At 68.0% G+C, this 24,286-nt stretch carries 21 protein-coding genes and 1 tRNA gene; 19 read left to right on the top strand and 3 right to left on the bottom strand.

The features are described 5' to 3' along the window. A partial coding sequence (locus tag GI374_RS18040) for a GTP-binding protein (RefSeq protein WP_154338388.1) occupies nucleotides 1–119 on the bottom strand: 119 nt, incomplete at its 3' end. A 198-nt stretch (nucleotides 120–317) separates the two neighbouring features. Between GI374_RS18040 and GI374_RS18035 the strand changes: the two genes are divergently transcribed. Then, nucleotides 318–1,262, top strand: coding sequence for a tellurite resistance TerB family protein (locus tag GI374_RS18035; protein ID WP_154338403.1), 945 nt, complete (start codon nucleotides 318–320; stop codon nucleotides 1,260–1,262). Between the two features lie 292 nt (nucleotides 1,263–1,554). Next, a complete protein-coding gene (locus GI374_RS18030; RefSeq protein WP_154338402.1) occupies nucleotides 1,555–2,475 on the top strand; it encodes an SDR family oxidoreductase in 921 nt (306 codons plus the stop codon). Nucleotides 2,476–2,513: 38 nt separating this feature from the next. Here the strand turns inward: GI374_RS18030 and GI374_RS18025 are convergent, their stop codons facing one another. Next, a complete protein-coding gene (locus tag GI374_RS18025) occupies nucleotides 2,514–3,014 on the bottom strand; it encodes a DUF892 family protein (protein ID WP_154338401.1) in 501 nt (166 codons plus the stop codon). A gap of 127 nt (nucleotides 3,015–3,141) precedes the next feature. Between GI374_RS18025 and GI374_RS18020 the strand changes: the two genes are divergently transcribed. From GI374_RS18020 to rpoC, 11 genes are all read left to right on the top strand, one after another. Beyond that, nucleotides 3,142–4,998: an ABC transporter ATP-binding protein gene (locus GI374_RS18020; RefSeq protein ID WP_154338400.1), complete on the top strand. Its 1,857-nt coding sequence runs from the start codon at nucleotides 3,142–3,144 to the stop codon at nucleotides 4,996–4,998. A 267-nt stretch (nucleotides 4,999–5,265) separates the two neighbouring features. Continuing rightward, nucleotides 5,266–5,341, top strand: a tRNA-Trp gene (locus GI374_RS18015). A 37-nt stretch (nucleotides 5,342–5,378) separates the two neighbouring features. After that, nucleotides 5,379–6,281, top strand: a complete 903-nt coding sequence (locus GI374_RS18010) for a hypothetical protein (RefSeq protein WP_154338399.1) — start codon at nucleotides 5,379–5,381, stop codon at nucleotides 6,279–6,281. Nucleotides 6,282–6,334: 53 nt separating this feature from the next. After that, on the top strand, nucleotides 6,335–6,532 hold the full coding sequence (gene secE / locus GI374_RS18005) for a preprotein translocase subunit SecE (RefSeq protein WP_154338398.1): 198 nt from the start codon (nucleotides 6,335–6,337) through the stop codon (nucleotides 6,530–6,532). 181 nt (nucleotides 6,533–6,713) lie between these two features. Next, on the top strand, nucleotides 6,714–7,247 hold the full coding sequence (nusG, locus tag GI374_RS18000) for a transcription termination/antitermination protein NusG (protein ID WP_154338397.1): 534 nt from the start codon (nucleotides 6,714–6,716) through the stop codon (nucleotides 7,245–7,247). Nucleotides 7,248–7,334: 87 nt separating this feature from the next. Next, a complete protein-coding gene (gene rplK / locus GI374_RS17995; protein WP_154338396.1) occupies nucleotides 7,335–7,790 on the top strand; it encodes a 50S ribosomal protein L11 in 456 nt (151 codons plus the stop codon). A 5-nt stretch (nucleotides 7,791–7,795) separates the two neighbouring features. Beyond that, nucleotides 7,796–8,494 carry a 50S ribosomal protein L1 gene (gene rplA, locus GI374_RS17990; RefSeq protein ID WP_154338395.1) on the top strand — a complete coding sequence of 233 codons (699 nt, stop codon included), beginning with the start codon at nucleotides 7,796–7,798 and terminating at the stop codon, nucleotides 8,492–8,494. 248 nt (nucleotides 8,495–8,742) lie between these two features. Then, nucleotides 8,743–9,258 (top strand): 50S ribosomal protein L10, encoded by a 516-nt coding sequence (rplJ, locus tag GI374_RS17985; protein WP_370515464.1) that lies wholly within the window; start codon nucleotides 8,743–8,745, stop codon nucleotides 9,256–9,258. An 80-nt stretch (nucleotides 9,259–9,338) separates the two neighbouring features. Continuing rightward, nucleotides 9,339–9,716, top strand: a complete 378-nt coding sequence (gene rplL / locus GI374_RS17980) for a 50S ribosomal protein L7/L12 (RefSeq protein ID WP_154338394.1) — start codon at nucleotides 9,339–9,341, stop codon at nucleotides 9,714–9,716. Between the two features lie 241 nt (nucleotides 9,717–9,957). Then, nucleotides 9,958–14,109, top strand: a complete 4,152-nt coding sequence (rpoB, locus tag GI374_RS17975; RefSeq protein ID WP_154338393.1) for a DNA-directed RNA polymerase subunit beta — start codon at nucleotides 9,958–9,960, stop codon at nucleotides 14,107–14,109. Between the two features lie 90 nt (nucleotides 14,110–14,199). Beyond that, nucleotides 14,200–18,447 carry a DNA-directed RNA polymerase subunit beta' gene (gene rpoC / locus GI374_RS17970; protein ID WP_154338392.1) on the top strand — a complete coding sequence of 1,416 codons (4,248 nt, stop codon included), beginning with the start codon at nucleotides 14,200–14,202 and terminating at the stop codon, nucleotides 18,445–18,447. Nucleotides 18,448–18,513: 66 nt separating this feature from the next. On the opposite strand, the gene GI374_RS17965 is transcribed toward rpoC, so the two are convergent. Further along, on the bottom strand, nucleotides 18,514–18,774 hold the full coding sequence (locus GI374_RS17965) for a nuclear transport factor 2 family protein (RefSeq protein WP_229583560.1): 261 nt from the start codon (nucleotides 18,772–18,774) through the stop codon (nucleotides 18,514–18,516). 286 nt (nucleotides 18,775–19,060) lie between these two features. Here GI374_RS17965 and GI374_RS17960 point away from each other — a divergent pair, with 286 nt between their 5' ends. From GI374_RS17960 to GI374_RS17935, 6 genes are all read left to right on the top strand, one after another. Continuing rightward, the gene (locus GI374_RS17960) at nucleotides 19,061–19,981 is read left to right on the top strand and encodes a DMT family transporter (protein ID WP_229583558.1); all 921 of its coding nucleotides are present in this window, start codon (nucleotides 19,061–19,063) and stop codon (nucleotides 19,979–19,981) included. Continuing rightward, on the top strand, nucleotides 19,982–20,815 hold the full coding sequence (locus GI374_RS17955; protein ID WP_154338391.1) for a glycosyltransferase: 834 nt from the start codon (nucleotides 19,982–19,984) through the stop codon (nucleotides 20,813–20,815). 280 nt (nucleotides 20,816–21,095) lie between these two features. Then, nucleotides 21,096–21,467, top strand: a complete 372-nt coding sequence (gene rpsL / locus GI374_RS17950) for a 30S ribosomal protein S12 (RefSeq protein ID WP_010399029.1) — start codon at nucleotides 21,096–21,098, stop codon at nucleotides 21,465–21,467. A gap of 11 nt (nucleotides 21,468–21,478) precedes the next feature. After that, on the top strand, nucleotides 21,479–21,949 hold the full coding sequence (rpsG, locus tag GI374_RS17945) for a 30S ribosomal protein S7 (RefSeq protein ID WP_154338390.1): 471 nt from the start codon (nucleotides 21,479–21,481) through the stop codon (nucleotides 21,947–21,949). An 11-nt stretch (nucleotides 21,950–21,960) separates the two neighbouring features. Beyond that, nucleotides 21,961–24,084 (top strand): elongation factor G, encoded by a 2,124-nt coding sequence (fusA, locus tag GI374_RS17940; RefSeq protein ID WP_154338389.1) that lies wholly within the window; start codon nucleotides 21,961–21,963, stop codon nucleotides 24,082–24,084. Between the two features lie 83 nt (nucleotides 24,085–24,167). Next, on the top strand, nucleotides 24,168–24,286 hold a 119-nt coding region (locus GI374_RS17935; RefSeq protein ID WP_154338388.1), incomplete at its 3' end, for a GTP-binding protein.

The following is a 24,286-nucleotide window of genomic DNA, read 5'->3' as shown; positions in this document are numbered from 1 at the left end:
TTGAAGTCGCCGAAATACTTCGTGATCGCCGCCGTCAGCGTCGTCTTGCCGTGGTCAACGTGACCGATCGTGCCGATGTTCACATGCGGCTTCGTGCGTTCGAACTTTGCTTTCGCCATGAGGGCCTCCGGGCGGGTCGGGTGGGCGGGCTCCGGGGTTCTCCGGCCCCTTGATCAACGGCGGCGATCTAACGGCGGGGCATGGGGAAATCAAGGCCGCGGCGGGACCACGCCGGCGGAACTGGCGCCGCCGATTTCGCGTTGCGGGGCCGAGAGATGCCGGGGCAACGCCCGGCGCAGGATCAGGAGATTTCGCCGATGAGCAGCATGATGAAGACACTCGCCCGCGTGGCCGCCGGCGTCATGCTCGCCAAGGGCATCGGCACGATGATGGAGAACCGCCAGCGGCAGGATGCGCCGGGCCAGCAGGGTCGCATGAGGCGGACCACCGGTGGCGGGATCCTTGGCGATCTGCTGAACCAGTCCGGCCAGTCGCGCAGCGGCGGCAGCGGGCAGGGCGTCCTTGGCGGCATGCTGGGTCAGGTGCTGGGCGGGCATACGGGCGGCAGCGCGGGGACGGGGCGGCGCTATGGCGGGCCGAACTCGCAGGGCGCCTCGGGCGGTCTGGGCGGCATCCTCGACAATCTGACGCGGGGGTCGGGCAGCGGTTCGCGCACCGGCGGCAGCGGCGGCGGCCTCGATTCGATCCTCGGCGGGCTGGCCGGGGGCGCGGCGGCCGGGGGGCTCGGCGGCGTGCTGGGCGATCTTCTGGGCGGGCGCGCGCGCTCGAGCGACGGCGGTGCCCTGGCGCAGCACGGCGCGCAGCCGCGCAACGACGCCACCTTCGGCGAGGTCTTCAACGATGCGCTGGTCCGGCAGGACGAGCCCGAGGTCGCGCCCACGCCCGAGCAGAACGCCGTCGCCGGGCTGATGCTGAAGGCGATGATCCAGTCCGCGAAGGCGGACGGCCGCATCGACGAGCAGGAGCGGCAGCGGCTGCTGGGACAGCTCGGCGATATCGACGCCGACGAGCAGCAGTTCATCCGCGAGCAGATGGCCGCGCCGGTCGATCCCCGCGCGCTCGCCCGCGAGGTGCCCAAAGGGCTCGAAGCGCAGGTCTATCTGATGTCGCTGATGGCGATGGATTTCGATGACGAGCGCGAGGCGCAGTATCTGCACGACCTTGCCGAGGCGATGGGGCTGGAGCGGCAGGCGGTGAACCGCATCCATCAGGAGGTGGGGGTGCAGAACCTCTACGGGTGAGAACGGGAGGCGTCCGAGGGACGCATCCTGCGCCCGTCACCCTCCCGCGTCCGCAAATGGGACCCTGTGCCCATTTGCGCGCGCCGTCAGCCGCAGGAGGACCGATCCGCCCCGCGGATCGGTCAGCGTCCGCCCTCCCCACGGCGGACCCTTCGCGTCCACCAGGGCGGACGCTGCCCTGCGTCGCGACCAGCCTGCCACCTGCCAATCACGCCACAACATCCGTTGCGCCCTCGGAACGCCTCCGCCCGCGCCGCGTTCGGACCACCGAACCCTCCCGAAAGGCCCCATCATGTCCCAGGACAAGACCGATCCCGTCAAACCCCCGTATCGCTCGGGCGCGATCGAGAACCCCGACCTGCCGCTCAACCCCTATTCGGACAAGCAGCAGTCGTGGCCGGGGCTGGCGGAGAAGATGGACCCGCGGCCCGACCACGGCGAGACGAGCTACAAGGGCAACGGTCGCCTCAAGGGCAAGCGCGCGCTGATCACCGGGGGCGACAGCGGCATCGGCCGCGCCGCCGCCATCGCCTTCGCCCGAGAGGGCGCGGATGTGGCGATCGCCTATCACCCGAATGACGAGGAGGACGCGAAGTCTGTCGTCAAGCTGATCGAGGCCGAGGGCCGCAAGGCCGTGGCCCTGCCCGGCGACCTCACGGACGAGCAGACCGCCCGGAAGATGGCCGATGACGCCGTCAAGGCACTCGGCGGGCTGGAGGTGCTGGTGCTGAATGCCGGCCTCCAGCAGGCGCAGAAATCCATCGAGGACATCACCTCGAAGCAGTTCGACGACACCATGAAGACCAATGTCTACGCGCATTTCTGGATCACGCAGCAGATCCTGCCAAAGCTGCAGAAGGGCGCGTCGATCATCATCACCTCGTCGATCAACGCCTTCTCGCCGTCGAAGGAGCTGCTGGACTACGCGCAGACCAAGGCGGCCAACAAGGCCTTCGCCCAGGGGCTGGCCAAGCAGCTGGCGCCCAGGGGAATCCGCGTCAACGCGGTGGCGCCGGGGCCGTTCTGGACCCCGATCCAGGTCTCGGGCGGGCAACCGAAGGAGGATCTGCCGCAGTTTGGGGCCGACAGCCCGCTCGGCCGCGCCGGGCAGCCGGTCGAGATCGCGCCGATCTACGTCCTGCTGGCCAGCGACGAAGCCAGCTACATCACCGGCGAGACGTATGCCGCCACCGGCGGCAGCGGCACCGGCTAAGGCGGGAACTGGCGGCGGCCCGACCTGCCGCCCGTTCTTCAGTCCATCGCCGCCTTGTTGACCCCGCCGCGGACGGCGATCGTCGTCATCCGCGCGTCGCCCTCGTAGGTGTGGGCGGTGCACTCATCCAGAACCCGCGCATCCTCCTTGAAGCCGAGCCGCTCGGCAAAGGCCTTCAGCGTGCCGTAGCCGGTGATCGCGTAATGGGCGAGGCGCTGATACTGCGCGATGATCGCTGCGTCCTGGGTCTCCTCGTCCGCGAACTCGGCCTGAAGTGCATGGCTGCGCGCCTCTTCGGCGAGGCCCTCCATGCCGCGGCAATGCTCCCCTGCCGGGTTCTGGCCGTGGCCGCGGGCGATCCGCTCCATCGCCTCCATGCCCTTGCGCGTGCCCGCGACACTGGCCTTGAGCGCATCGCGCAGTTGGCTGTTCTGGGCCGCCGCGGCCATCTCCTCGGTGACGGGGATCGCCTGCTTGCAGGCGCTGTAAAGGTCCTTGATGCCGTCGAAATACAGATCCTTGAGGTTCTTGATCGCCATCGCTTGCGCCTCCATCCTCCGGGCGGGGACAGGCCCCCGATCCGAACCGCCGCCCCGCGCGCGAGGTTCCCGAACCGTTGACTTTCCGGGCCCGCTGCGGCTGACCTCGCGTCCGACTGGAGGCCCCATGTTCCGGTGGTTCGAGACCCGCCTCGATCCCTATCCCGCGGCCGAGCCCTCGACGCCGCCGCGCGGGCTGGTGGCCTTCTGCCTGCATTACAGCCGCGGCGCCTGGCCCTGGTTGATCCTGATGGGCGTCACCTCGGCCTTCTTCGCCATCGCCGAGATCTGGCTCTTCGGCTATCTCGGCAGCCTCGTGGACCGCATGGCCTCGGCCGGACCCGAGGGCTTCCTCGCCGCCGAGGGGCGGATGCTGCTCCTCGCGGGGCTGCTGGTCCTCGTCATCCTGCCCGCGGTGGACCTGCTGACCGAGCTGGTCATGCACCAGACCCTGATCGGCAACTTCCCGCAGCGCATCCGCTGGCAGGCGCATCGCTACCTGCTGCGCCAGTCGATGGGCTTCTTCCAGGACGAGTTCGCCGGCCGCATCGCCACCAAGCTGATGCAGACCGCCCTCGCGGTGCGCGAGGTGGTGATGAAGCTGATGGACGTGCTGGTCTATGTCGTCGTCTATTTCATCGGCGCCGTGATCCTCGCCGCCAGCAACGACTGGCGGCTGGCGCTGCCGTTCCTGATGTGGGGTGTCCTCTACGGGGTGCTGCTGTGGGTGCTGATCCCGCGGCTGGGCCGCCTGTCGCAGCTTCAGGCGGATGCGCGCTCGGTCATGACCGGGCGGATCGTGGACAGCTACACCAACATCGCCACGGTCAAGCTCTTCAGCCATGCAAGGCGCGAGGAGGGCTATGTGCAGGCGGGCATGGACGGCTTCCTGCAGACCGTCCACGGGCAGATGCGGATCATCACGATCCTGAACTTCTCGCTCAACCTGCTGAACATGGCGCTGCTGGCGGGGACCGTGGGGGCGGGCATCTGGCTCTGGCAGCGCGGGCTGGTCGAGCTTGGCGCGGTCGCGGCGGCGGTGCCGCTCGCGATGCGGTTTAACGGCATGAGCCACTGGATCACCTGGGAGATGTCGGCGCTGTTCGAGAACATCGGCACCGTGCGCGACGGCATCGCCAGCCTGTCGCTGCCGCGCACGGTGGACGATGCGCACGGCGCCGTGCCGCTGAGGGCCGACCGTGGCGAGGTCGAGTTCCGGGACGTGACCTTCGCCTATGCCGGCGCCGGTCGGACCGGGGGCGATGCGGTGATCGACGGGTTGAGCCTCGCGATCCGGCCGGGCGAGCGGATCGGGCTGGTCGGGCGCTCGGGCGCAGGCAAGTCCACGCTGGTGAACCTGCTGCTGCGCTTCCACGACCTCGACGGCGGGCGGATCCTGATCGACGGGCAGGACATCGCCCATGTAACGCAGGATTCGCTGCGCGAGGCCATCGGGGTGGTGACGCAGGACACCTCGCTGCTGCACCGCTCGGTGCGCGAGAACATCGCCTATGGCCGCCCCGAGGCCGGGCATGACGACGTGGCGCAGGCGGCGCTCTCGGCCGAGGCGCATGACTTCATCGGCCACCTGAGCGATTCGTCCGGCCGCCGCGGCTATGACGCCCATGTGGGCGAGCGCGGGGTGAAGCTCTCGGGCGGGCAGCGGCAGCGGATCGCGATCGCGCGGGTGCTGCTGAAGGACGCGCCGATCCTGGTGCTGGACGAGGCGACGAGCGCGCTCGACAGCGAAGTGGAGGCCGCGATCCAGGCGCAGCTCGAGCGGCTGATGCGCGGCAAGACGGTGATCGCCATCGCCCACCGGCTCAGCACCATCGCGGCGATGGACCGGCTGGTGGTAATGGATGCGGGGCGGATCGTGGAGGAGGGGAGCCACGAGGCGCTGCTGGCGCGCGGCGGGATCTATGCACGGCTCTGGGCGCGGCAGTCGCGGGGGTTTCTGGCGCTGGACGATGCGGCGGAGTAGCGGCGTTTTCGCGGGAGGGATTGGGGCGCGTGACCCAATCCCGCTTGGAACAATGACGAAGCGAAACAGAGGGTCCGCGCACGCACGAAGGTGGGCGCGGACGCGCCCGCCGGTGGGGCGGGCGGGCGCGGACCCGTCCGCTTTGGGGGAAGGGCGGGCCTTGACGGGGCTGTGGCGCGCGAAGGAAGGGGAGCGTCGCGGACACCACCCCGCCCCATGATCCCCCTTGATTGCGCCGCCGCTCTGCCCTAATCAGGCGCGCGGCCTAGGGGTATAGCTCAGTTGGTAGAGCATCGGTCTCCAAAACCGAGGGTCGTGGGTTCGAGTCCCCCTGCCCCTGCCAGCCGCCCGCCTTTCCCAGCCCTCCGGCCCGCGGCGCGATGCTGTTTCATGTCCATGTCGGCGCGCACAAGACCGCCACCACGCATCTGCAGCTGAGCCTCGCCGCGGCGCAGGCCGCCATCCGCAGCCGCGGCATCCGCTACTTCGGCATGAGCGAGCTGCGCCGTCCGCGCGATGGCGTGGACGCCGAGGGGCACCCGCTGACGCTGGCCCGCGCGCTTGGCCATGACGAGGGCGATGCGGCCGTGGTCTTCTGGCGCAAGCGGCTGCCCGGGTTGCTGACCAACGGCAAGCGGCTGGTGCTATCGGAGGAGAACATCCTCGGGGTGATGACGCCGGCGCTTCTCTTCGGACAGGCCGGCGCGGTCTATCCTCAGGCCGCCGCACGCCTCGACCGGCTCATGGGCTTCGCGGAGCGACATCCGGCGACGGTGTTCCTCGGCATCCGCCACCCCGCCGATTTCGTGACCTCCGCCTATGGCATGCACCTGACCACGGGGGCGGTCCCGCTTCTCTCGCGCTTCCTCCGCGGCTTTCCGGTGGAGCGGTTGAGCTGGTCCGACCTCGCGCGGCGCCTGCTGGCCGTGGAGGGCGTCGAGAGGCTCGTGACCTGGCGCCACGAGGATTATGCCGCGCTGCGCCCGGCGCTGCTGGCGCGGCTGATCGGGCCGCAGGCGGCGCCGCTGGTCAGGGATCGCGCGCCCGACCTGCCCGGCTGGTCGCAGGCGGGCCATCGCCTTTACCGTCGGCGGTTCCTCCTGAACCCGCGCGCCGACCACGCGGCGCTCGCCCGCGCGGCCAAGGCCGAACGCCCCAAGGGGCCGGGCGAGCCGGGCCTCGACCTCTTCAGCCGCCGCGCCCGCGCGCGCGTCGACGCGGCCTATGCCGCCGACATCGCCGCGCTGCGCGCGCTGCCGCGGGTCGAGTTCCTCGCGCCTTGAATCACCGCCGCCGTCCCGCTATCTGACCGGCTGCAAGCGCGAGGACCGATCCCATGGCCACCAATCCCGTCCAGTTCATCAGCCAGGTCCGGGCTGAGGTCGCCAAGATCAGCTGGCCCGGACGGCGTGAGGTGACGACCACGACGATCATGGTCCTCATCATGGCGACGCTGGCCTCGCTGTTCTTCTTCCTCGTCGACATGGCGATCCGCGGCGGCCTGGGCTTTCTCGTGCGCGCGGTGGGCGGCTGAGGGGCGCTGGCCGGGCGGGGTTGCAAAGCCGCGGCGCTGCCGCTATCCCCATGCGACCTGCCCGGCGACGGCGTGCACCGATTCGGTTCGCACGCCGCTTTCACTTTGCGGCGGGGCAGCACGGAACCTGAGGGCGCGGGCCAGCCGGCCGCCCGGACGATGAAGCGGGACGCAAGGCGATATGGCAAAGCGGTGGTATTCGGTCAGCGTGCTCTCGAACTTCGAGAAGAAGGTCGCCGAGGCCATCCGTCAGGCCGCGGCCGAGAAGGGCCTGACCGAGGAGATCGACGAGGTCGTGGTCCCGACCGAGAACGTGATCGAGATCCGGCGCGGCAAGAAGGTCACCTCCGAGCGGCGCACCATGCCCGGCTATGTCCTCGTCCACATGGATTTGACCGACGAGACCCATCACCTGGTGCAGTCGATCAACCGCGTGACCGGCTTTCTCGGCGCGCAGGGCAAGCCGATGCCGATGCGCGACGGCGAGGTGGACGCCATCCTCAACCGCACCGGCGAGGGCGCCGAGGCGCAGCCGAGGAACCTGATCCGCTTCGAGGTCGGCGAGAACGTGAAGGTGACGGACGGCCCGTTCGAGGGCTTTGCCGGCATGGTGGAGGAGGTGGACGACATCTCCAGCCGCGTAAAGGTGACGGTCTCGATCTTCGGCCGGCCGACGCCGGTGGAACTGGAATTCACGCAGGTGTCGAAAACCTGACGTGCCGCGTGGGAGGCGGGCCCGCGGGCGCCGCCGCACCACTAAGTCGGCCCGAAGCCCGGGCCAGATGACAGAGGAGAAGGCCAGATGGCCAAGAAAGTCGTCGGCAGCCTCAAGCTGCAGGTGAAGGCAGGACAGGCGAACCCGTCCCCGCCGATCGGTCCCGCGCTGGGTCAGCGCGGCATCAACATCATGGAATTCTGCAAGGCGTTCAACGCCCGCACGCAGGAGATGGAGCAGGGCAGCCCCGTGCCCACGGTCATCACCTATTACGCGGACAAGTCGTTCACCTTCGAGACCAAGACGCCGCCGGCCGCCTTCCTGCTGAAGAAGGCCGCGGGCCTGAAGCCGCAGGGCAAGCGCAACCGGGCCAGGGGCGCGGAGAAGCCGGGCCGTGGCGCCTCGGCCGGGACCGTGACCGCGGCGCAGGTGCGCCAGATCGCGGAACAGAAGATGGCGGACCTGTCGGCCACCGACATCGACGCGGCCATGCAGATCGTGCTCGGCTCGGCCAAGTCGATCGGCATCGAAGTGAAGGGCTGAGCGACATGGCAAAGCACGGAAAACGCACCCGCGCCGCGCGCGAGCAGTTCGAGGGCAAGGCGTATCTGCCGGTCGAGGACGCGATCGCGCTCGTGAAGGCGAACGCCACCGCGAAGTTCGACGAGACGGTCGAGATCGCGATGAATCTCGGGGTCGACCCGCGCCATGCCGACCAGATGGTCCGCGGCGTGGTCCAGCTGCCGAACGGTACCGGCAAGGACGTCCGCGTGGCCGTCTTCGCCCGCGGCGCCAAGGCCGAGGAGGCGCAGGCCGCCGGGGCCGAAGTCGTCGGCGCCGAGGACCTGGTCGAGAGCATCCAGGGCGGCAACCTGAACTTCGACCGCGTGATCGCCACGCCCGACATGATGCCGCTCGTCGGCCGCCTCGGGAAGATTCTCGGGCCGCGCAACCTGATGCCGAACCCCAAGGTCGGCACCGTGACGATGGACGTGAAATCCGCCGTCGAGGCCGCCAAGGGCGGCGAGGTGCAGTTCAAGGCCGAGAAGGCGGGCGTGATCCATGCCGGCGTCGGCAAGGCGAGCTTCGAGCCCGAGAAGCTGGCGCAGAACATCCGCGCCTTCGTCGAGGCGGTGAGCCGCGCCAAGCCCTCGGGGGCCAAGGGCACCTACATGAAGAAGGTCTCGATCAGCTCGACCATGGGTCCGGGCGTGTCGATCGACCTCGGCTCGGCCACGCAGGGCTGAGCCAACGAGATTCCGCCGAGGCGACTCGGCGGATGGCGGGGCGGTCAGCCGCCCCGTCCTGTCCGAGACGGAGGGCGCGGGGGCTAGCCGCCGCATAAGTCCTTCCCGAGGCGGGGACGCGAGACATTCTTTCCGGGCGATCTGTCCGGGGCGATCTCGGGACCTGTCAGACGGACCCGGCCCCGCGGCTGGAGACCGGGCGCGGGGACAAGTGAGCCGGGGGGCGACCCCCGAACGTGGAGTGAACCGTGGATAGAGCCCAAAAAGAGCAGGTGGTCGAGGAACTCGGCCAGATCTTTGAAAGCTCTGGCGTCGTGGTGGTTGCCCGCTACGAGGGGATGACGGTTGCCGAAATGCAGGCCCTGCGCGCGCAGATGCGCGTGGCGGGGGGTGCTGTCCGCGTTGCCAAGAACAGGCTCGCCAAGATCGCCCTGGAGGGTAAGCCGGCGGCTTCGATCGCCGATTACCTGACGGGCATGACCGTGCTCGCCTTCTCCGAAGACCCCGTGGCTGCGGCCAAGGTCTCGGACGAGTACGCCAAGAAGAACGAGAAGTTCGTGATCCTTGGCGGCGCAATGGGCGACACGGCTCTCGACCCGGCCGGTGTGAAGGCCGTGGCGCAGCTGCCGTCGCGCGAGGAGCTCATCGCTTCCGTCGTGGCGTGCATCGGTGCCCCGGCCTCCAGCATCGCGGGCGCGATCGGCGCACCTGCCAGCAACATCGCGGGCATCCTCTCGACGCTCGAAGAGCGCGAGGCTGCCTGAGGCAACCCGTCCCGTCGTGGGTCCCCCATATGGGGGGTTGAAAACCCGACGTTGGAACAACATCTGGAAAGAACGGAAACATGGCTGACCTGAAAGCACTCGCCGAGCAGATCGTGAACCTCACGCTCCTGCAGGCCCAGGAACTGAAGACGATCCTCAAGGACGACTACGGCATCGAGCCCGCCGCCGGCGGCGCGGTGATGATGGCCGGTCCCGCCGGCGGCGCCGCCGCCGAGGCGGTCGAGGAGAAGACCGAGTTCGACGTCGTCCTGACCGAAGCCGGCCCCAACAAGATCAACGTGATCAAGGAAGTGCGCGCGATCACGGGTCTCGGCCTGAAAGAGGCCAAGGACCTGGTCGAAGCCGGCGGCAAGGTGAAGGAAGGCGCGAACAAGACCGATGCCGAGGAGCTCAAGACGAAGCTCGAGGCGGCTGGCGCCAAGGTCGAGCTGAAGTGATGCAACCGCCCCGCGGGGCGCTGCGCTGAATGACCTGAGGCAGGGTCCGGGACGTTCCCGGTCCCTGCCGAATCTGTCTTGAAGGCTGCTCCGGCTGGTGGAGCCGCCTTCAGGGCAGGTTCGGGTTCGGGAGCCCCCGGTGGGACGGGCGGCACGCATGGAACCTGGAACCACCCCGGTCTTGGCTGCCCGCACCGGGCCCGACGGTGTGCGGCGGCGCTGACGAAAGGCGATTGACCCCATGGCGCAAGCTTATGTCGGCCAGAAGCGCATCCGGCGCTCCTACGGCAATATCCGCGAAGTCCTCGAGATGCCGAACCTGATCGAGGTGCAGAAGTCGTCCTACGACCTGTTCCTCAACTCGGGCGAGGGCGAGGGTCACAACGACGGCGACGGCATCCAGGGCGTCTTCCAGTCGGTCTTCCCGATCAAGGACTTCAACGAGACCGCCGTGCTGGAGTTCGTCCGCTACGAGCTCGAGGCGCCGAAATACGACGTCGAGGAATGCCAGCAGCGCGACATGACCTATGCCGCGCCGCTGCGCGTGACGCTGCGTCTGATCGTGTTCGATGTGGACGAGAACTCGGGCACCCGCGCGGTCAAGGACATCAAGGAGCAGGACGTCTACATGGGCGACATGCCCCTGATGACGCAGAACGGCACGTTCATCGTGAACGGGACCGAGCGTGTCGTCGTCAGCCAGATGCACCGCTCGCCCGGCGTGTTCTACGACCACGACCGCGGCAAGACGCACTCGTCGGGCAAGCTGCTCTTTGCCTGCCGGATCATCCCCTATCGCGGGTCGTGGCTCGACTTCGAGTTCGACGCCAAGGACCTCGTCTTCGCGCGCATCGACCGCCGCCGGAAGCTGCCGGTGACGACGCTGCTCTATGCCCTCGGCATGGACCAGGAGGGCATCATGGATGCCTTCTACGACACCGTGGATTTCAAGCTGAAGCCGGGTGCCAAGGGCGCCGCGGACGGCTGGGTCACGCGCTTCTTCCCCGAGCGGGTGCGCGGCACGCGGCCGAACTATGATCTCGTGAACGCCGAAACCGGCGAGGTGATCGCCAAGGCCGGCGACAAGGTGACGCCGCGCCAGGTCAAGAAGCTGATCGACTCGGGCGAGCAGATCGACCTGCTGCTGCCCTACGAGCAGATCCTGGGCCGCTTCGTCGCGCGCGACATCATCAACGAGGAGACTGGCCTGATCTATGCCGAGGCCGGTGACGAGATCACGCTCGAGCACGACAAGCAGGGCGAGGTTTCGGGCGGGCTGCTGAAGGTGCTGCTGGACAACGGCATCACCGAGATCCCGGTCCTCGACATCGACCATGTCAATGTCGGCCCCTACATCCGCAACACGATGGCCGCCGACAAGAACATGAACCGCGATGGCGCGCTCATGGACATCTACCGCGTCATGCGGCCGGGCGAGCCGCCGACCGTCGATGCGGCCTCGACCCTCTTCAACAACCTGTTCTTCGATTCCGAGCGCTACGACCTCTCGGCCGTGGGCCGGGTGAAGATGAACATGCGCCTTGACCTCGACGCGCCGGACACCCAGCGGACGCTGCGCCACGAGGACATCGTGGCCTGCATCCGCGGTCTGGTGGAACTGCGCGACGGGCATGGCGAGATCGACGACATCGACCACCTCGGCAACCGCCGGGTGCGCTCGGTCGGCGAGCTGATGGAGAACCAGTACCGCATCGGCCTGCTGCGCATGGAGCGGGCGATCCGCGAGCGCATGTCCGGGGTCGAGATCGACACGGTGATGCCGCAGGACCTCATCAACGCCAAGCCGGCGGCGGCGGCGGTGCGCGAGTTCTTCGGTTCCTCGCAGCTGTCGCAGTTCATGGACCAGACGAACCCGCTCTCGGAAGTGACGCACAAGCGCCGCCTCTCGGCCCTCGGGCCGGGCGGTCTGACGCGCGAGCGCGCGGGCTTCGAGGTGCGCGACGTGCACCCGACCCATTACGGCCGGATGTGCCCGATCGAGACGCCGGAGGGCCAGAACATCGGCCTCATCAACTCGCTGGCGACCTACGCACGCGTGAACAAATACGGCTTCATCGAGACCCCCTACCGCAAGGTGATCGAGGGGCAGGTGACGGATGACGTGGTCTACATCTCCGCCACCGAGGAGATGCGCCACACCGTCGCGCAGGCGAATGCCGAACTGGACGAGAACGGCCGCTTCACGCAGGAGCTGATCTCGACCCGGCAGGCGGGCGACTTCACGCTGAACCCGGTGGACGTGATCGACCTCATCGACGTGTCGCCGAAGCAGCTCGTCTCGGTCGCCGCGGCGCTGATCCCGTTCCTCGAGAACGACGATGCCAACCGCGCGCTGATGGGCTCGAACATGCAGCGTCAGGCGGTGCCGCTGCTGCGGGCCGAGGCGCCCTATGTCGGCACCGGCATGGAGGCGATCGTGGCGCGCGATTCCGGCGCCGCCATCATGGCGCGGCGGGGCGGGGTCATCGACCAGGTCGATGCCCAGCGGATCGTCGTGCGCGCGACCTCGGACCTCGACGCCGGCGACGCGGGCGTGGACATCTACCGGCTGCGGAAGTTCAAGCGCTCCAACCAGTCCTCGACCATCAACCAGCGTCCGCTGGTGAAGGTGGGCGAGCGGGTGCAGAAGGGCCAGGTGATCGCGGACGGTCCCTCGACCGACCAGGGCGAGCTGGCGATCGGCCGCAACGTGGTCGTCGCCTTCATGCCGTGGAACGGCTACAACTACGAGGACTCGATCCTGATCTCGGAGCGGATCCACCGCGACGACGTGTTCACCTCGATCCATATCGACGAATACGAGGTGGCGGCGCGGGACACCAAGCTCGGGCCGGAGGAGATCACGCGGGACATCCCGAACGTGGGCGAGGAGGCGCTGCGCAACCTCGACGAGGCGGGCATCGTCTATATCGGCGCCGAGGTGGGGCCGGGCGACATCCTCGTGGGCAAGATCACGCCCAAGGGCGAAAGCCCGATGACGCCGGAGGAGAAGCTGCTCCGCGCCATCTTCGGCGAGAAGGCGTCGGACGTGCGGGATACCTCGCTGCGGCTGCCGCCGGGTGCCTATGGCACCATCGTCGAGGTCCGGGTCTTCAACCGCCACGGCGTCGACAAGGACGAGCGCGCGCTGCAGATCGAGCGCGAGGAGGTCGAGCGTCTGGCGCGGGACCGCGACGACGAGATGGCGATCCTCGAGCGCAACATCTACGCGCGGCTGAAGGCGCTGATCCTCGGCCAGAAGGCGGTCAAGGGTCCGAAGGGCGTCAAGGCCGGCTCGGAGATCAACGAGGAGCTGCTCGGCACGCTGAGCCGCGGCCAGTGGTGGCAGCTCGCCATCGCCGAGGAGGACACCGCCCGCGAGGTCGAGGCGCTGAACCAGCGGTTCGACGCGCAGAAGAAGGCCCTCGAGGCCCGCTTCGAGGACAAGGTCGAGAAGGTCCGCCAGGGCGACGACCTGCCTCCGGGCGTGATGAAGATGGTCAAGGTCTTCGTCGCGGTGAAGCGCAAGCTGCAGGCCGGCGACAAGATGGCCGGGCGCCACGGCAACAAGGGCGTCGTCTCCAAGGTCGTGCCGATGGAGGACATGCCGTTCCTCGCCGACGGCACGCCTGTCGACCTCGTCCTCAACCCGCTCGGCGTGCCGAGCCGGATGAACGTGGGCCAGATCCTCGAGGCGCATATGGGCTGGGCCGCGCGCGGCCTCGGCATCAAGATCGACGAGGCGCTGCAGGACTACCGCCGCTCGGGTGACATGGCGCCGGTGCGCGACGCCATGCGGATCGGCTATGGCGACGACTTCTACGCCGAGACCTTCGGGGACATGGACGACGAGACCCTCGTCGAGCATGCCGAGGCGGTCCGCGGCGGGGTGCCCGTCGCCACGCCGGTCTTCGACGGCGCCAAGGAGGCCGACATCAACGACGCGCTCAAGCGCGCCGGCTTCGACCAGAGCGGCCAGTCGGTCGTCTTCGACGGTCGCACCGGCGAGGCCTTCTCGCGGCCGGTGACGGTCGGCTTCAAGTATGTCCTGAAGCTGCACCACCTCGTCGACGACAAGATGCACGCCCGCTCGACCGGCCCCTACAGCCTCGTGACCCAGCAGCCGCTGGGCGGCAAGGCGCAGTTCGGCGGCCAGCGGCTGGGCGAGATGGAGGTCTGGGCGCTGGAAGCCTACGGCGCCGCCTACACCCTGCAGGAGATGCTGACGGTGAAGTCGGACGACGTCGCGGGCCGCACCAAGGTCTATGAGAGCATCGTCAAAGGCGAGGACAACTTCGAGGCCGGCGTGCCGGAATCGTTCAACGTGCTGGTCAAAGAGGTCCGGGGTCTGGGCCTCAACATGGAACTGCTGGACGCGGAGGTCGACGAGTAACGGTGCCTGCAGGCGCGCACCCTACCCCTCGTAGGGTGCGTGCTCCCCACGCACCGCCTCCGTCGCCCCGCCCCCTGCAAGGAATCTGAAATGAACCAGGAACTCTCCACCAACCCGTTTGCCCCCGTCGCGCCGCCCAAGCAGTTCGACGAGATCCGCATCTCGCTGGCTTCGCCCGAGCAGATCCTCGCCTGGTCCTTCGGCGAGGTGAAGAAGCCCGAGACCATCAACTACCGCACGTTCAAGCCCGAGCGTGACGGCCTCTTCTGCGCGCGCATCTTCGGTCCGATCAAGGACTACGAATGCCTGTGCGGCAAGTACAAGCGCATGAAGTATCGCGGCCTCGTCTGCGAGAAATGCGGCGTCGAGGTGACGCTGCAGAAGGTCCGGCGCGAGCGCATGGGCCATATCGAACTGGCTTCGCCGGTCGCTCATATCTGGTTCCTGAAGTCGCTGCCGTCGCGCATCGGCCTGATGCTGGACATGACGCTGCGCGACCTCGAGCGGATCCTCTACTTCGAGAACTACGTCGTGATCGAGCCGGGCCTCACCGACCTCACCTACGGCCAGCTGCTGACCGAGGAGGAGTTCCTCGACGCGCAGGACCAGTATGGCGCCGACGCCTTCACCGCCGACATCGGCGCCGAGGCGATCCGCGAGATGCTGGCCGCCATCGACCTGCAGGCGACCGCTGACCAGCTGCGCGAGGACCTCAAGGAGGCCACCGGTGAGCTGAAGCCGAAGAAGATCATCAAGCGGCTGAAGATCGTCGAGAACTTCCTCGAGTCGGGCAACCGGCCCGAGTGGATGGTGCTGACCGTGATCCCGGTCATCCCGCCAGAACTGCGCCCGCTGGTCCCGCTGGACGGCGGCCGCTTTGCCACCTCCGACCTCAACGACCTCTACCGCCGGGTCATCAACCGCAACAACCGCCTGAAGCGGCTGATCGAGCTGCGCGCGCCCGACATCATCGTGCGCAACGAGAAGCGCATGCTGCAGGAGTCGGTGGACGCGCTGTTCGACAACGGCCGCCGCGGCCGCGTCATCACGGGCAACAACAAGCGCCCGCTGAAGTCGCTGTCAGACATGCTCAAGGGCAAGCAGGGCCGGTTCCGCCAGAACCTGCTCGGCAAGCGCGTGGACTTCTCGGGCCGGTCGGTCATCGTGACCGGGCCGGAGCTGAAGCTGCACCAGTGCGGGCTGCCGAAGAAGATGGCGCTGGAGCTGTTCAAGCCGTTCATCTATTCGCGGCTCGAGGCGTTGGGCTATTCCACCACCGTCAAGCAGGCCAAGAAGCTGGTCGAGAAGGAGCGTCCCGAGGTCTGGGACATTCTCGACGAGGTGATCCGCGAGCATCCGGTGCTGCTGAACCGCGCGCCGACGCTGCACCGCCTCGGCATCCAGGCCTTCGAGCCGGTGCTGATCGAGGGCAAGGCGATCCAGCTTCACCCGCTGGTCTGCTCGGCCTTCAACGCCGACTTCGACGGCGACCAGATGGCCGTGCACGTGCCTCTGTCGCTCGAGGCGCAGCTGGAAGCGCGCGTCCTGATGATGTCGACGAACAACGTTCTGTCGCCCGCGAACGGCTCGCCGATCATCGTGCCGTCGCAGGACATGGTCCTCGGGCTCTACTACGCCACCATGCAGCGCGACGGCATGAAGGGCGAGGGGATGGTCTTCGCCAATCCCGAGGAGGTCGAGCACGCCATCGCCGCGGGCGAGGTGCATCTGCATTCGCGCATCACCGCCCGCATCCGGCAGGTGGACGAGGACGGCAACGTGGTGCTGAAGCGCTACGAGACCACCGCCGGCCGCATCCGCCTCGGCGCGCTGCTGCCGCTGAACGCCAAGGCCCCGTTCGATCTGGTGAACCGCCTGCTGCGCAAGAAGGACGTGCAGCACGTCATCGACACCGTCTATCGCTATTGCGGCCAGAAGGAGGCGGTGGTCTTCAGCGACAAGATCATGGGCCTCGGCTTCCGCGAGGCGTTCCGGGCCGGCATCAGCTTCGGCAAGGACGACATGGTCGTGCCCGACACGAAATGGGACATCGTCGGCGAAGTCACCGAGCAGGTGAAGGAGTTCGAGCAGCAGTATCTCGACGGCCTCATCACGCAGGGCGAGAAGTACAACAAGGTCGTGGACGCCTGGTCGAAGTGCAACGACCGCGTGACCGAGGCCATGATGGCCACGATCTCGGCCAAGCACCAGGACGAGAACGGTGCCGAGCTGGAGCCTAATTCGGTCTACATGATGGCGCATTCGGGCGCCCGCGGCTCGGTCAGCCAGATGAAGCAGCTTGGCGGGATGCGCGGGTTGATGGCCAAGCCCTCGGGCGAGATCATCGAGACGCCGATCATCTCGAACTTCAAGGAAGGCCTCAGCGTGCTCGAGTACTTCAACTCGACCCACGGCGCGCGGAAGGGCCTGTCGGACACCGCGCTGAAGACCGCGAACTCGGGCTACCTCACGCGGCGTCTGGTCGACGTGGCGCAGGACTGCATCATCCGCGAGCTCGACTGCGGCACCGATGCGGCGATCACCGCCTCGGCCGCGGTCAATGACGGCGAGGTCGTGTCGCCGCTCTCCGAGCGCATCCTCGGCCGCGTGGCGGCGGAGGACGTGGTGGCGCCCGGCAAGGACGAGGTGCTGATCGCCCGCAACGAGCTGATCGACGAGCGTCACGCCGAGGCCATCGAGCAGGCGGGCGTGCAGTCGGTCCGCATCCGCTCGGCGCTCACCTGCGAGAGCGAGGACGGCGTCTGCGCCCATTGCTACGGGCGCGACCTCGCCCGCGGCACGCTGGTCAACATCGGCGAGGCCGTGGGCATCATCGCCGCGCAGTCGATCGGCGAGCCGGGCACGCAGCTGACGATGCGGACCTTCCACATCGGCGGCATCGCGACCGGCGGTCAGCAGAGCTTCATGGCCGCGAACCAGGAGGGCACCGTCGAGTTCGAGGGCACCAGCCTGATCGAGAACGCCGCCGGCGAGCCGATCGTGATGAGCCGCAACATGGCGCTGGTCCTGAAGAACGCGCATGGCGAGCCGGTGGCGAACCACAAGCTGTTCTACGGCAGCAAGCTCTTCGTGAAGGAGGGCGACCAGGTCGGCCGCGGGCAGAAGCTGTTCGAATGGGACCCCTACACCCTGCCGATCATCGCCGAGAAGGCGGGGACGGTGCGCTATGTCGACCTGCTCTCGGGCCTCTCGGTCCGGGACGAGACCGACGACGCCACCGGCATGACGCAGAAGATCGTGACGGACTGGCGCTCGGCCCCCAAGGGCAACGAGCTCAAGCCCGAGATCATCCTGATGGATGCCGAAGGCGAGCCGGTCCGCAACGATCAGGGCAACCCGGTCAGCTACCAGATGTCGGTGGACGCGATCCTCTCGGTCGAAGACGGCCAGGAGGTGCGCGCGGGCGACGTGCTGGCGCGGATCCCGCGCGAGGGCGCCAAGACCAAGGACATCACCGGCGGTCTGCCGCGGGTGGCGGAACTGTTCGAGGCGCGCCGTCCCAAGGACCATGCCATCATCGCCGAGATCGACGGCACCGTGAAGTTTGGCAAGGACTACAAGAACAAGCGCCGGATCACGATCCAGCCCGATGCCGAAGGGGTGGAGCCGGTCGAGTACATGGTTCCCAAAGGCAAGCACATCCCGGTGCAGGAGGGCGACCAGATCCGCAAGGGCGACTACATCATGGATGGCAACCCTGCCCCCCATGACATCCTGCGGATCATCGGCATCGAGGCGCTGGCGGACTACCTCATCGACGAGGTGCAGGACGTCTACCGGCTGCAGGGCGTGAAGATCAACGACAAGCACATCGAGGTGATCGTCCGCCAGATGCTGCAGAAGATCGAGATCCTCGATTCCGGCGACACGACGCTGCTGAAGGGCGAGCATGTCGAGCGCGACGAGTTCGCCGAGGAGAACGCCAAGATCGAGGCGCGCGGCGGCCGTCCGGCCACGGGCGAGCCGGTGCTGCTGGGCATCACCAAGGCCAGCCTGCAGACCCGCAGCTTCATCTCGGCCGCCTCCTTCCAGGAGACGACCCGCGTGCTGACCGAGGCTGCCGTCCAGGGCAAGCGCGACAAGCTGGTGGGCCTGAAGGAGAACGTCATCGTCGGCCGGCTGATCCCGGCCGGCACCGGCGGGGCGACCGCGCGGACCCGCCGGATCGCGGGCGAGCGCGACAGCGAGGTGATCGAGCAGCGCAAGGCCGAGGCCGCCGCCGCGGCCGCCCTCGCCGCGCCCGAGCCGGTCTCGCCCACGGTCGAGTCGCTGGTCGATGCCGACATGGACACGATCATCACCTCGCCCGAGGAGTGATCGCGCGATAGACGACTGGAACGGCCCGCCCTCACCGGCGGGCCGCTTCGCTTTCCGGGCGCGACCCTATCCGTCCCAGGCCTGCACCGCCGACTGCCGGGCGATGCGCCCGTCGCTCAGCTCGAGCGCGGCGATGCAGAAGACGCGGGTGCCGTCCGGGTAGGCGCAGCTCTCGGTGAAGGCCAGGCGGTCGCCTTCGGTCACGGCAAAATCCACGGCATGGGTCATCGCCCGTGAGCTGACGTCCTCCCAGTAGGCCGCGATGTCCTTGCGCCCGCGCAGCACACGGGGACTGCTCGGCGGGTTCTGGCGGTCGATGATCCGCATTCGGCGTCGTCGGCGTAAAAACCGGCCAGCCGCCTGCCGTCGCTGGATTCGATCGCCTGTTTCAGACCTTCGGCGCTGACGCGCTCGGTCGTTCCGTCGTCCACGGCATCCTCCCTCAACATGATCGTCGGGGCGGCCGCTCGGACATGGCAGTCTTGGGGAGCGTCATGGCCGTCGCTCGCCTCGCGCCGTATTCTAGCACGAACCGGCACCTCGCGCGCGGCTTCCCTTCCTTGGCCGTCCCGGCTAACGGTCCGGCATCCCCGCGATTTCCCGGACCCCTCCGATGACCCGCCAGCCCGATGCCATGCCGCTCGCGCAGCCCCTCACCGGGCAGTCCGACAACATCCGTGGCGCCGGGATCATGGCCCTGTCGATGGCCGCCTTCGCCAGCAACGACGCGGGGATCAAGTTCGCGGCCGAGACGCTGCCCCTCTACGAGGCCATCGCCATCCGCGGCGTCATGGTCTCGCTGCTGCTGCTGGGCTTTGCCTGGCTGACCGGCGGCCTCGACCTGCGCATTCCGCGGGGCGACCGCCTGCGCTTCGGGGTGCGGCTCTTGGCCGAGGTTGGCTCGAGCCTGCTCTTCCTCCATGCGCTGACCCACATGCCCCTCGGCGCTCTCTCGGCGATCATGCAGTCGCTGCCGCTTCTGGTGATGCTGGCGGCGGCGCTCGTCTTCGGCGAGCGGATCGGCTGGCGCAGGCTTTCGGCGGTGGGCGTGGGCCTCGTCGGCGTGGCGCTGATCGTGCGGCCGGGCAGCGACAGCTTCAATGTCTGGTCGCTCTACGGCCTGGGGGCGGTGCTGCTGCTGGTAGCGCGCGAGATCACGACGCGGCGGCTAAGCGCGGGCATCCGGTCCAGCACCGTGGCCCTCGCCGCGGCCGTGGGCGTCACCCTCTCGGCCTTCGTGCTGCCCGATGCGGCGGCGTGGCGGGTGCCGCGGGTGGAGGAGGTCGGCGCGCTCACCATCTCGGCCTGCTTCCTCTCGGTCGGCTATGTCGCGGCGGTCGCCGCCATGCGCGTGGGCGAGGTCTCGTTCGTCTCGCCCTTCCGCTACACGCAGCTTCTGGTGGCGATGGCGCTCGGCTTCGCGGTCTTCGGCGAGGTGCCGCGTCTGACGACTTGGATCGGCGCCGCGCTGCTCGTCGGCGCGGGCGTCTATTCGATCTGGCGCGAGCAGCGGCTGCGGGCGAGGGGGCGCTAGATGCAGGTCCAGATCCTCGGCCTCTGCCGCTTCTCCTATCTCGGCCTGCGCGGCTTTCAGGTCGAACATGAGCGCCTCGAGGATCGCCGCGCCTTCCTCTACGACCCCGAGCGCCTCGCCCGCCGCTGGTTCTGGTTCGAGAACGTGACCCTGCCCGCGCTGCGGGCGCAGACCGATCCCGCCTTCACCCTCGTGGTGATGACCGGGCCCGACCTGCCCGAGCCGTTCCTCACCCACCTGCGCGAGGCCGAGGCGACGATCCCGCAGCTGAAGCTGTCGCTGGTCCCGCCGATGAACTACCACCTCGCGGCCTGTGATCACGCGGTGCGTCCGTTCCGCAAGGCGGGGGCCGAGGTGATCGGGCATTTCCGCATGGATGACGACGACGCCGTGGCGGTGGACTTCGTCGAGCGGGCGCGGCGCGACTTCCGTCTGGTCGAGGCGGCCTGCGCGCAACATGGCGGCGCGGCGATCGACTACATGCGCGGGCTGCTGCTGAGCGCCTCGGCGCGCGGGCTGAAGGTGACGCCGCGTGTGTTCCACAACGCGTCCGCCGCGCTCGTGGTCTATCTGCCGCCCGAGGACCTGCGCACCGCCGTGCATCTCGCGCACTGGCGCATCGCTGAGCTTGTGCCGACGCTGGGCCTCGCCGACTCGCCGATGCTCTGCCGGTTGCTCACCGGCGACAACGACAGCGGCGCGGCGGGGCCGGGCTATGACTGGGAGACGGCGGAGGACAAGGTCGCGCTGATGTGGGACCGCTTCCGCCTGCGCCGCTGGGCGCTTCACCGTGCGGCAAAGACCGGCGGGCGCGACGCCGAAGCGGCGCGCTGACTCCAAGGCGCGGTGTTGACAGCCTCACCGATTCCCCTTATAGCCCGCGCACCCCGGCGGGATGCCCCTTCGGGACCCAGAACCGATGTGGTCACGATCCGGGCCCGGTGCCCCGATCCTCTGGAATTCCACCGCATGCCCCCCCAACTACGGGAGGCGGGTGCGGTTTTGGCGTTTGTGGCGGCCGGACTTTCGGCCTGCGCAGGCGCCGCGACGATATTGTGAGCCGGCCCAACCGGGGCGCGGCGACCGAAAGAAGCAACACGGGGTTGAAACCGGAATGCCGACGATCCAGCAGCTGATCCGCAAGCCGCGGCAGCCCAAGGTGCAGCGCTCGAAGTCGCAGCACCTCCAGTCCTGCCCGCAGAAGCGCGGCGTCTGCACGCGCGTCTACACGACGACGCCGAAGAAGCCGAACTCGGCCATGCGGAAGGTCGCCAAGGTGCGGCTGACCAATGGCTTCGAGGTCATCAGCTACATTCCGGGCGAGAAGCACAACCTGCAGGAGCACAGCGTGGTCCTGATCCGCGGCGGCCGCGTCAAGGACCTTCCGGGCGTGCGCTACCACATCCTGCGCGGCGTGCTGGATACCCAGGGCGTCAAGGACCGCCGTCAGCGCCGGTCGAAATACGGCGCCAAGCGCCCGAAGTGAGGAACTGAGAGATGTCCCGCCGCCACGCCGCCGAGAAGCGCGAAATCCTGCCCGACGCCAAATTCGGCGACCGGGTCCTGACGAAATTCATGAACAACCTGATGGTCGACGGCAAGAAGTCGACGGCCGAGCGGATCGTCTACTCGGCCCTCGAGCGGGTGCAGACCCGCCTCAAGCGCGAGCCGATCGAGGTGTTCCACGAGGCGCTCGACAACGTGAAGCCCTCGGTCGAGGTGCGCTCGCGCCGGGTCGGCGGCGCCACCTATCAGGTCCCGGTCGAGGTGCGGCCGGTCCGCCGCGAGGCGCTCGGCATCCGCTGGCTGATCGACGCGGCCAAGAAGCGCAACGAGCACACCATGGAAGAGCGCCTGGCGGGCGAGCTGTCGGACGCAGTGCAGAACCGCGGCTCGGCCGTGAAGAAGCGCGAAGACACCCACAAGATGGCCGACGCCAACAAGGCGTTCAGCCACTACCGCTGGTAAGGACGACGAAGATGGCGCGCGAATACGCTCTCGACCACTACCGCAACTTCGGGATCATGGCCCATATCGACGCGGGCAAGACCACGACGACCGAGCGGATCCTGTTCTACACCGGCAAGAACCACAAGATGGGCGAAACCCACGAGGGTGCGTCCACGATGGACTTCATGGAGCAGGAGGCCGAGCGCGGGATCACTATTTCGTCCGCCGCGACCACGACCTTCTGGCAGCGCCAGGAAGACCCGACCAATGAAGGCACCGCCGAGACGAAGTATCGTTTCAACATCATCGACACCCCCGGCCACGTGGACTTCACCATCGAGGTCGAGCGTTCGCTGGCGGTCCTCGACGGTGCCATCGCGCTGCTGGACGCCAACGCCGGCGTCGAGCCGCAGACCGAGACGGTCTGGCGCCAGGCCGACCGCTACAAGGTGCCGCGGCTCGTCTTCGTCAACAAGATGGACAAGATCGGCGCCGACTTCTTCAAATGCGTCCAGATGATTAAGGACCGCACCGGCGGCACCCCGGCCCCGATCGCCCTGCCGATCGGCGCCGAGGACTACCTCGAGGGCATCGTCGACCTGATCAAGATGGAAGAGTGGGTCTGGAAGGGCGAGGACCTCGGTGCCTCCTGGATTCGCCAGCCGATCCGCGATGACATGAAGGAGCTTGCCGAGGAATGGCGCGGCAAGCTGATCGAACTCGCCGTCGAGCAGGACGACGAGGCGATGGAAGCCTATCTCGAGGGCAACGAGCCCGACGAGGAGACCCTGCGCCGGCTGATCCGCAAGGGCACGCTGAGCCTGTCGTTCTTCCCCGTCACCGCCGGTTCCGCCTTCAAGAACAAGGGCGTGCAGCCGCTGCTGAACGCGGTCATCGACTTCCTGCCGGCGCCGACCGACGTGCCGCCGCTGATGGGCTTCGCGCCCGACGACGAGACCGAAACCCGCAGCATCGCGCGCAAGCCTGATGACGCGGAACCCTTCTCGGCGCTCGCCTTCAAGATCATGAACGACCCCTTCGTCGGCTCGCTCACCTTCACGCGGATCTATTCGGGGAGCCTCAAGAAGGGCGACGCGATGCTGAACGCGACCAAGGGCAAGCGCGAGCGCGTCGGCCGCATGATGCTCATGCACGCCGCCAGCCGGGCCGAGATCGACGAGGCTTTCACGGGTGACATCATCGCGCTCGCGGGGCTGAAGGAGACCACGACCGGCGACACGCTCTGCGATCCGGCCAAGCCCGTGGTCCTCGAGACCATGACCTTCCCGCAGCCGGTGATCGAGATCGCGGTCGAGCCGAAGTCGAAGGCTGACCAGGAGAAGATGGGCCTGGCCCTTCAGCGCTTGGCCGCCGAGGACCCCTCCTTCCGCGTCGAGACCGACATCGAGTCGGGCCAGACGATCATGAAGGGCATGGGCGAGCTTCACCTCGACATCCTCGTCGATCGCATGAAGCGCGAGTTCAAGGTCGAGGCGAACATCGGCGCCCCGCAGGTGGCCTATCGCGAGACCATCTCGAACGAGGCCGAGATCGACTACACGCACAAGAAGCAGACCGGCGGCACCGGCCAGTTCGCGCGCGTGAAGCTGGTCATCACCCCGACCGAGCCGGGCGAGGGCTACTCGTTCGAGAGCAAGATCGTCGGCGGCGCGGTTCCGAAGGAATACGTCCCCGGCGTCGAGAAGGGCATCAAGTCGGTCATGGATTCCGGTCCGCTGGCGGGCTTCCCGGTGATCGACTTCAAGGTCGCGCTGATCGACGGCGCCTTCCACGACGTCGACTCGTCGGTGCTGGCCTTCGAGATCGCCTCCCGTGCGGCCATGCGCGAGGGCCTGAAGAAGGCCGGCGCCAAGCTGCTGGAGCCGATCATGAAGGTCGAGGTGGTGACGCCCGAGGAATACACCGGCGGCATCATCGGCGACCTGACCTCGCGGCGCGGCATGGTCCGCGGCCAGGACACCCGCGGCAACGCCAACGTCATCGACGCGATGGTGCCGCTGGCCAACATGTTCGGCTACATCAACAACCTGCGCTCGATGTCCTCGGGCCGGGCGGTGTTCACGATGCAGTTCGACCATTACGAAGCCGTGCCGCAGAACATCTCCGACGAGATCCAGAAGAAATACGCATGACCGGCGGTGCGTGGGAAACCACGCACCCTACCCAACCCGTAGGGTGCGTGCTGGCACGCACCGTCTGACAAAGGAGCCTTTCGATGGCGAAAGCAAAGTTCGAACGCACGAAGCCGCATGTGAACATCGGCACGATCGGTCACGTTGACCACGGCAAGACGACGCTGACGGCGGCGATCACGAAGTATTTCGGCGACTTCAA

The organism is Paracoccus sp. S-4012 (assembly GCF_009674885.1).
GTDB lineage: Bacteria > Pseudomonadota > Alphaproteobacteria > Rhodobacterales > Rhodobacteraceae > Paracoccus.
This window is presented reverse-complemented; position numbering and strand designations above follow the sequence as displayed.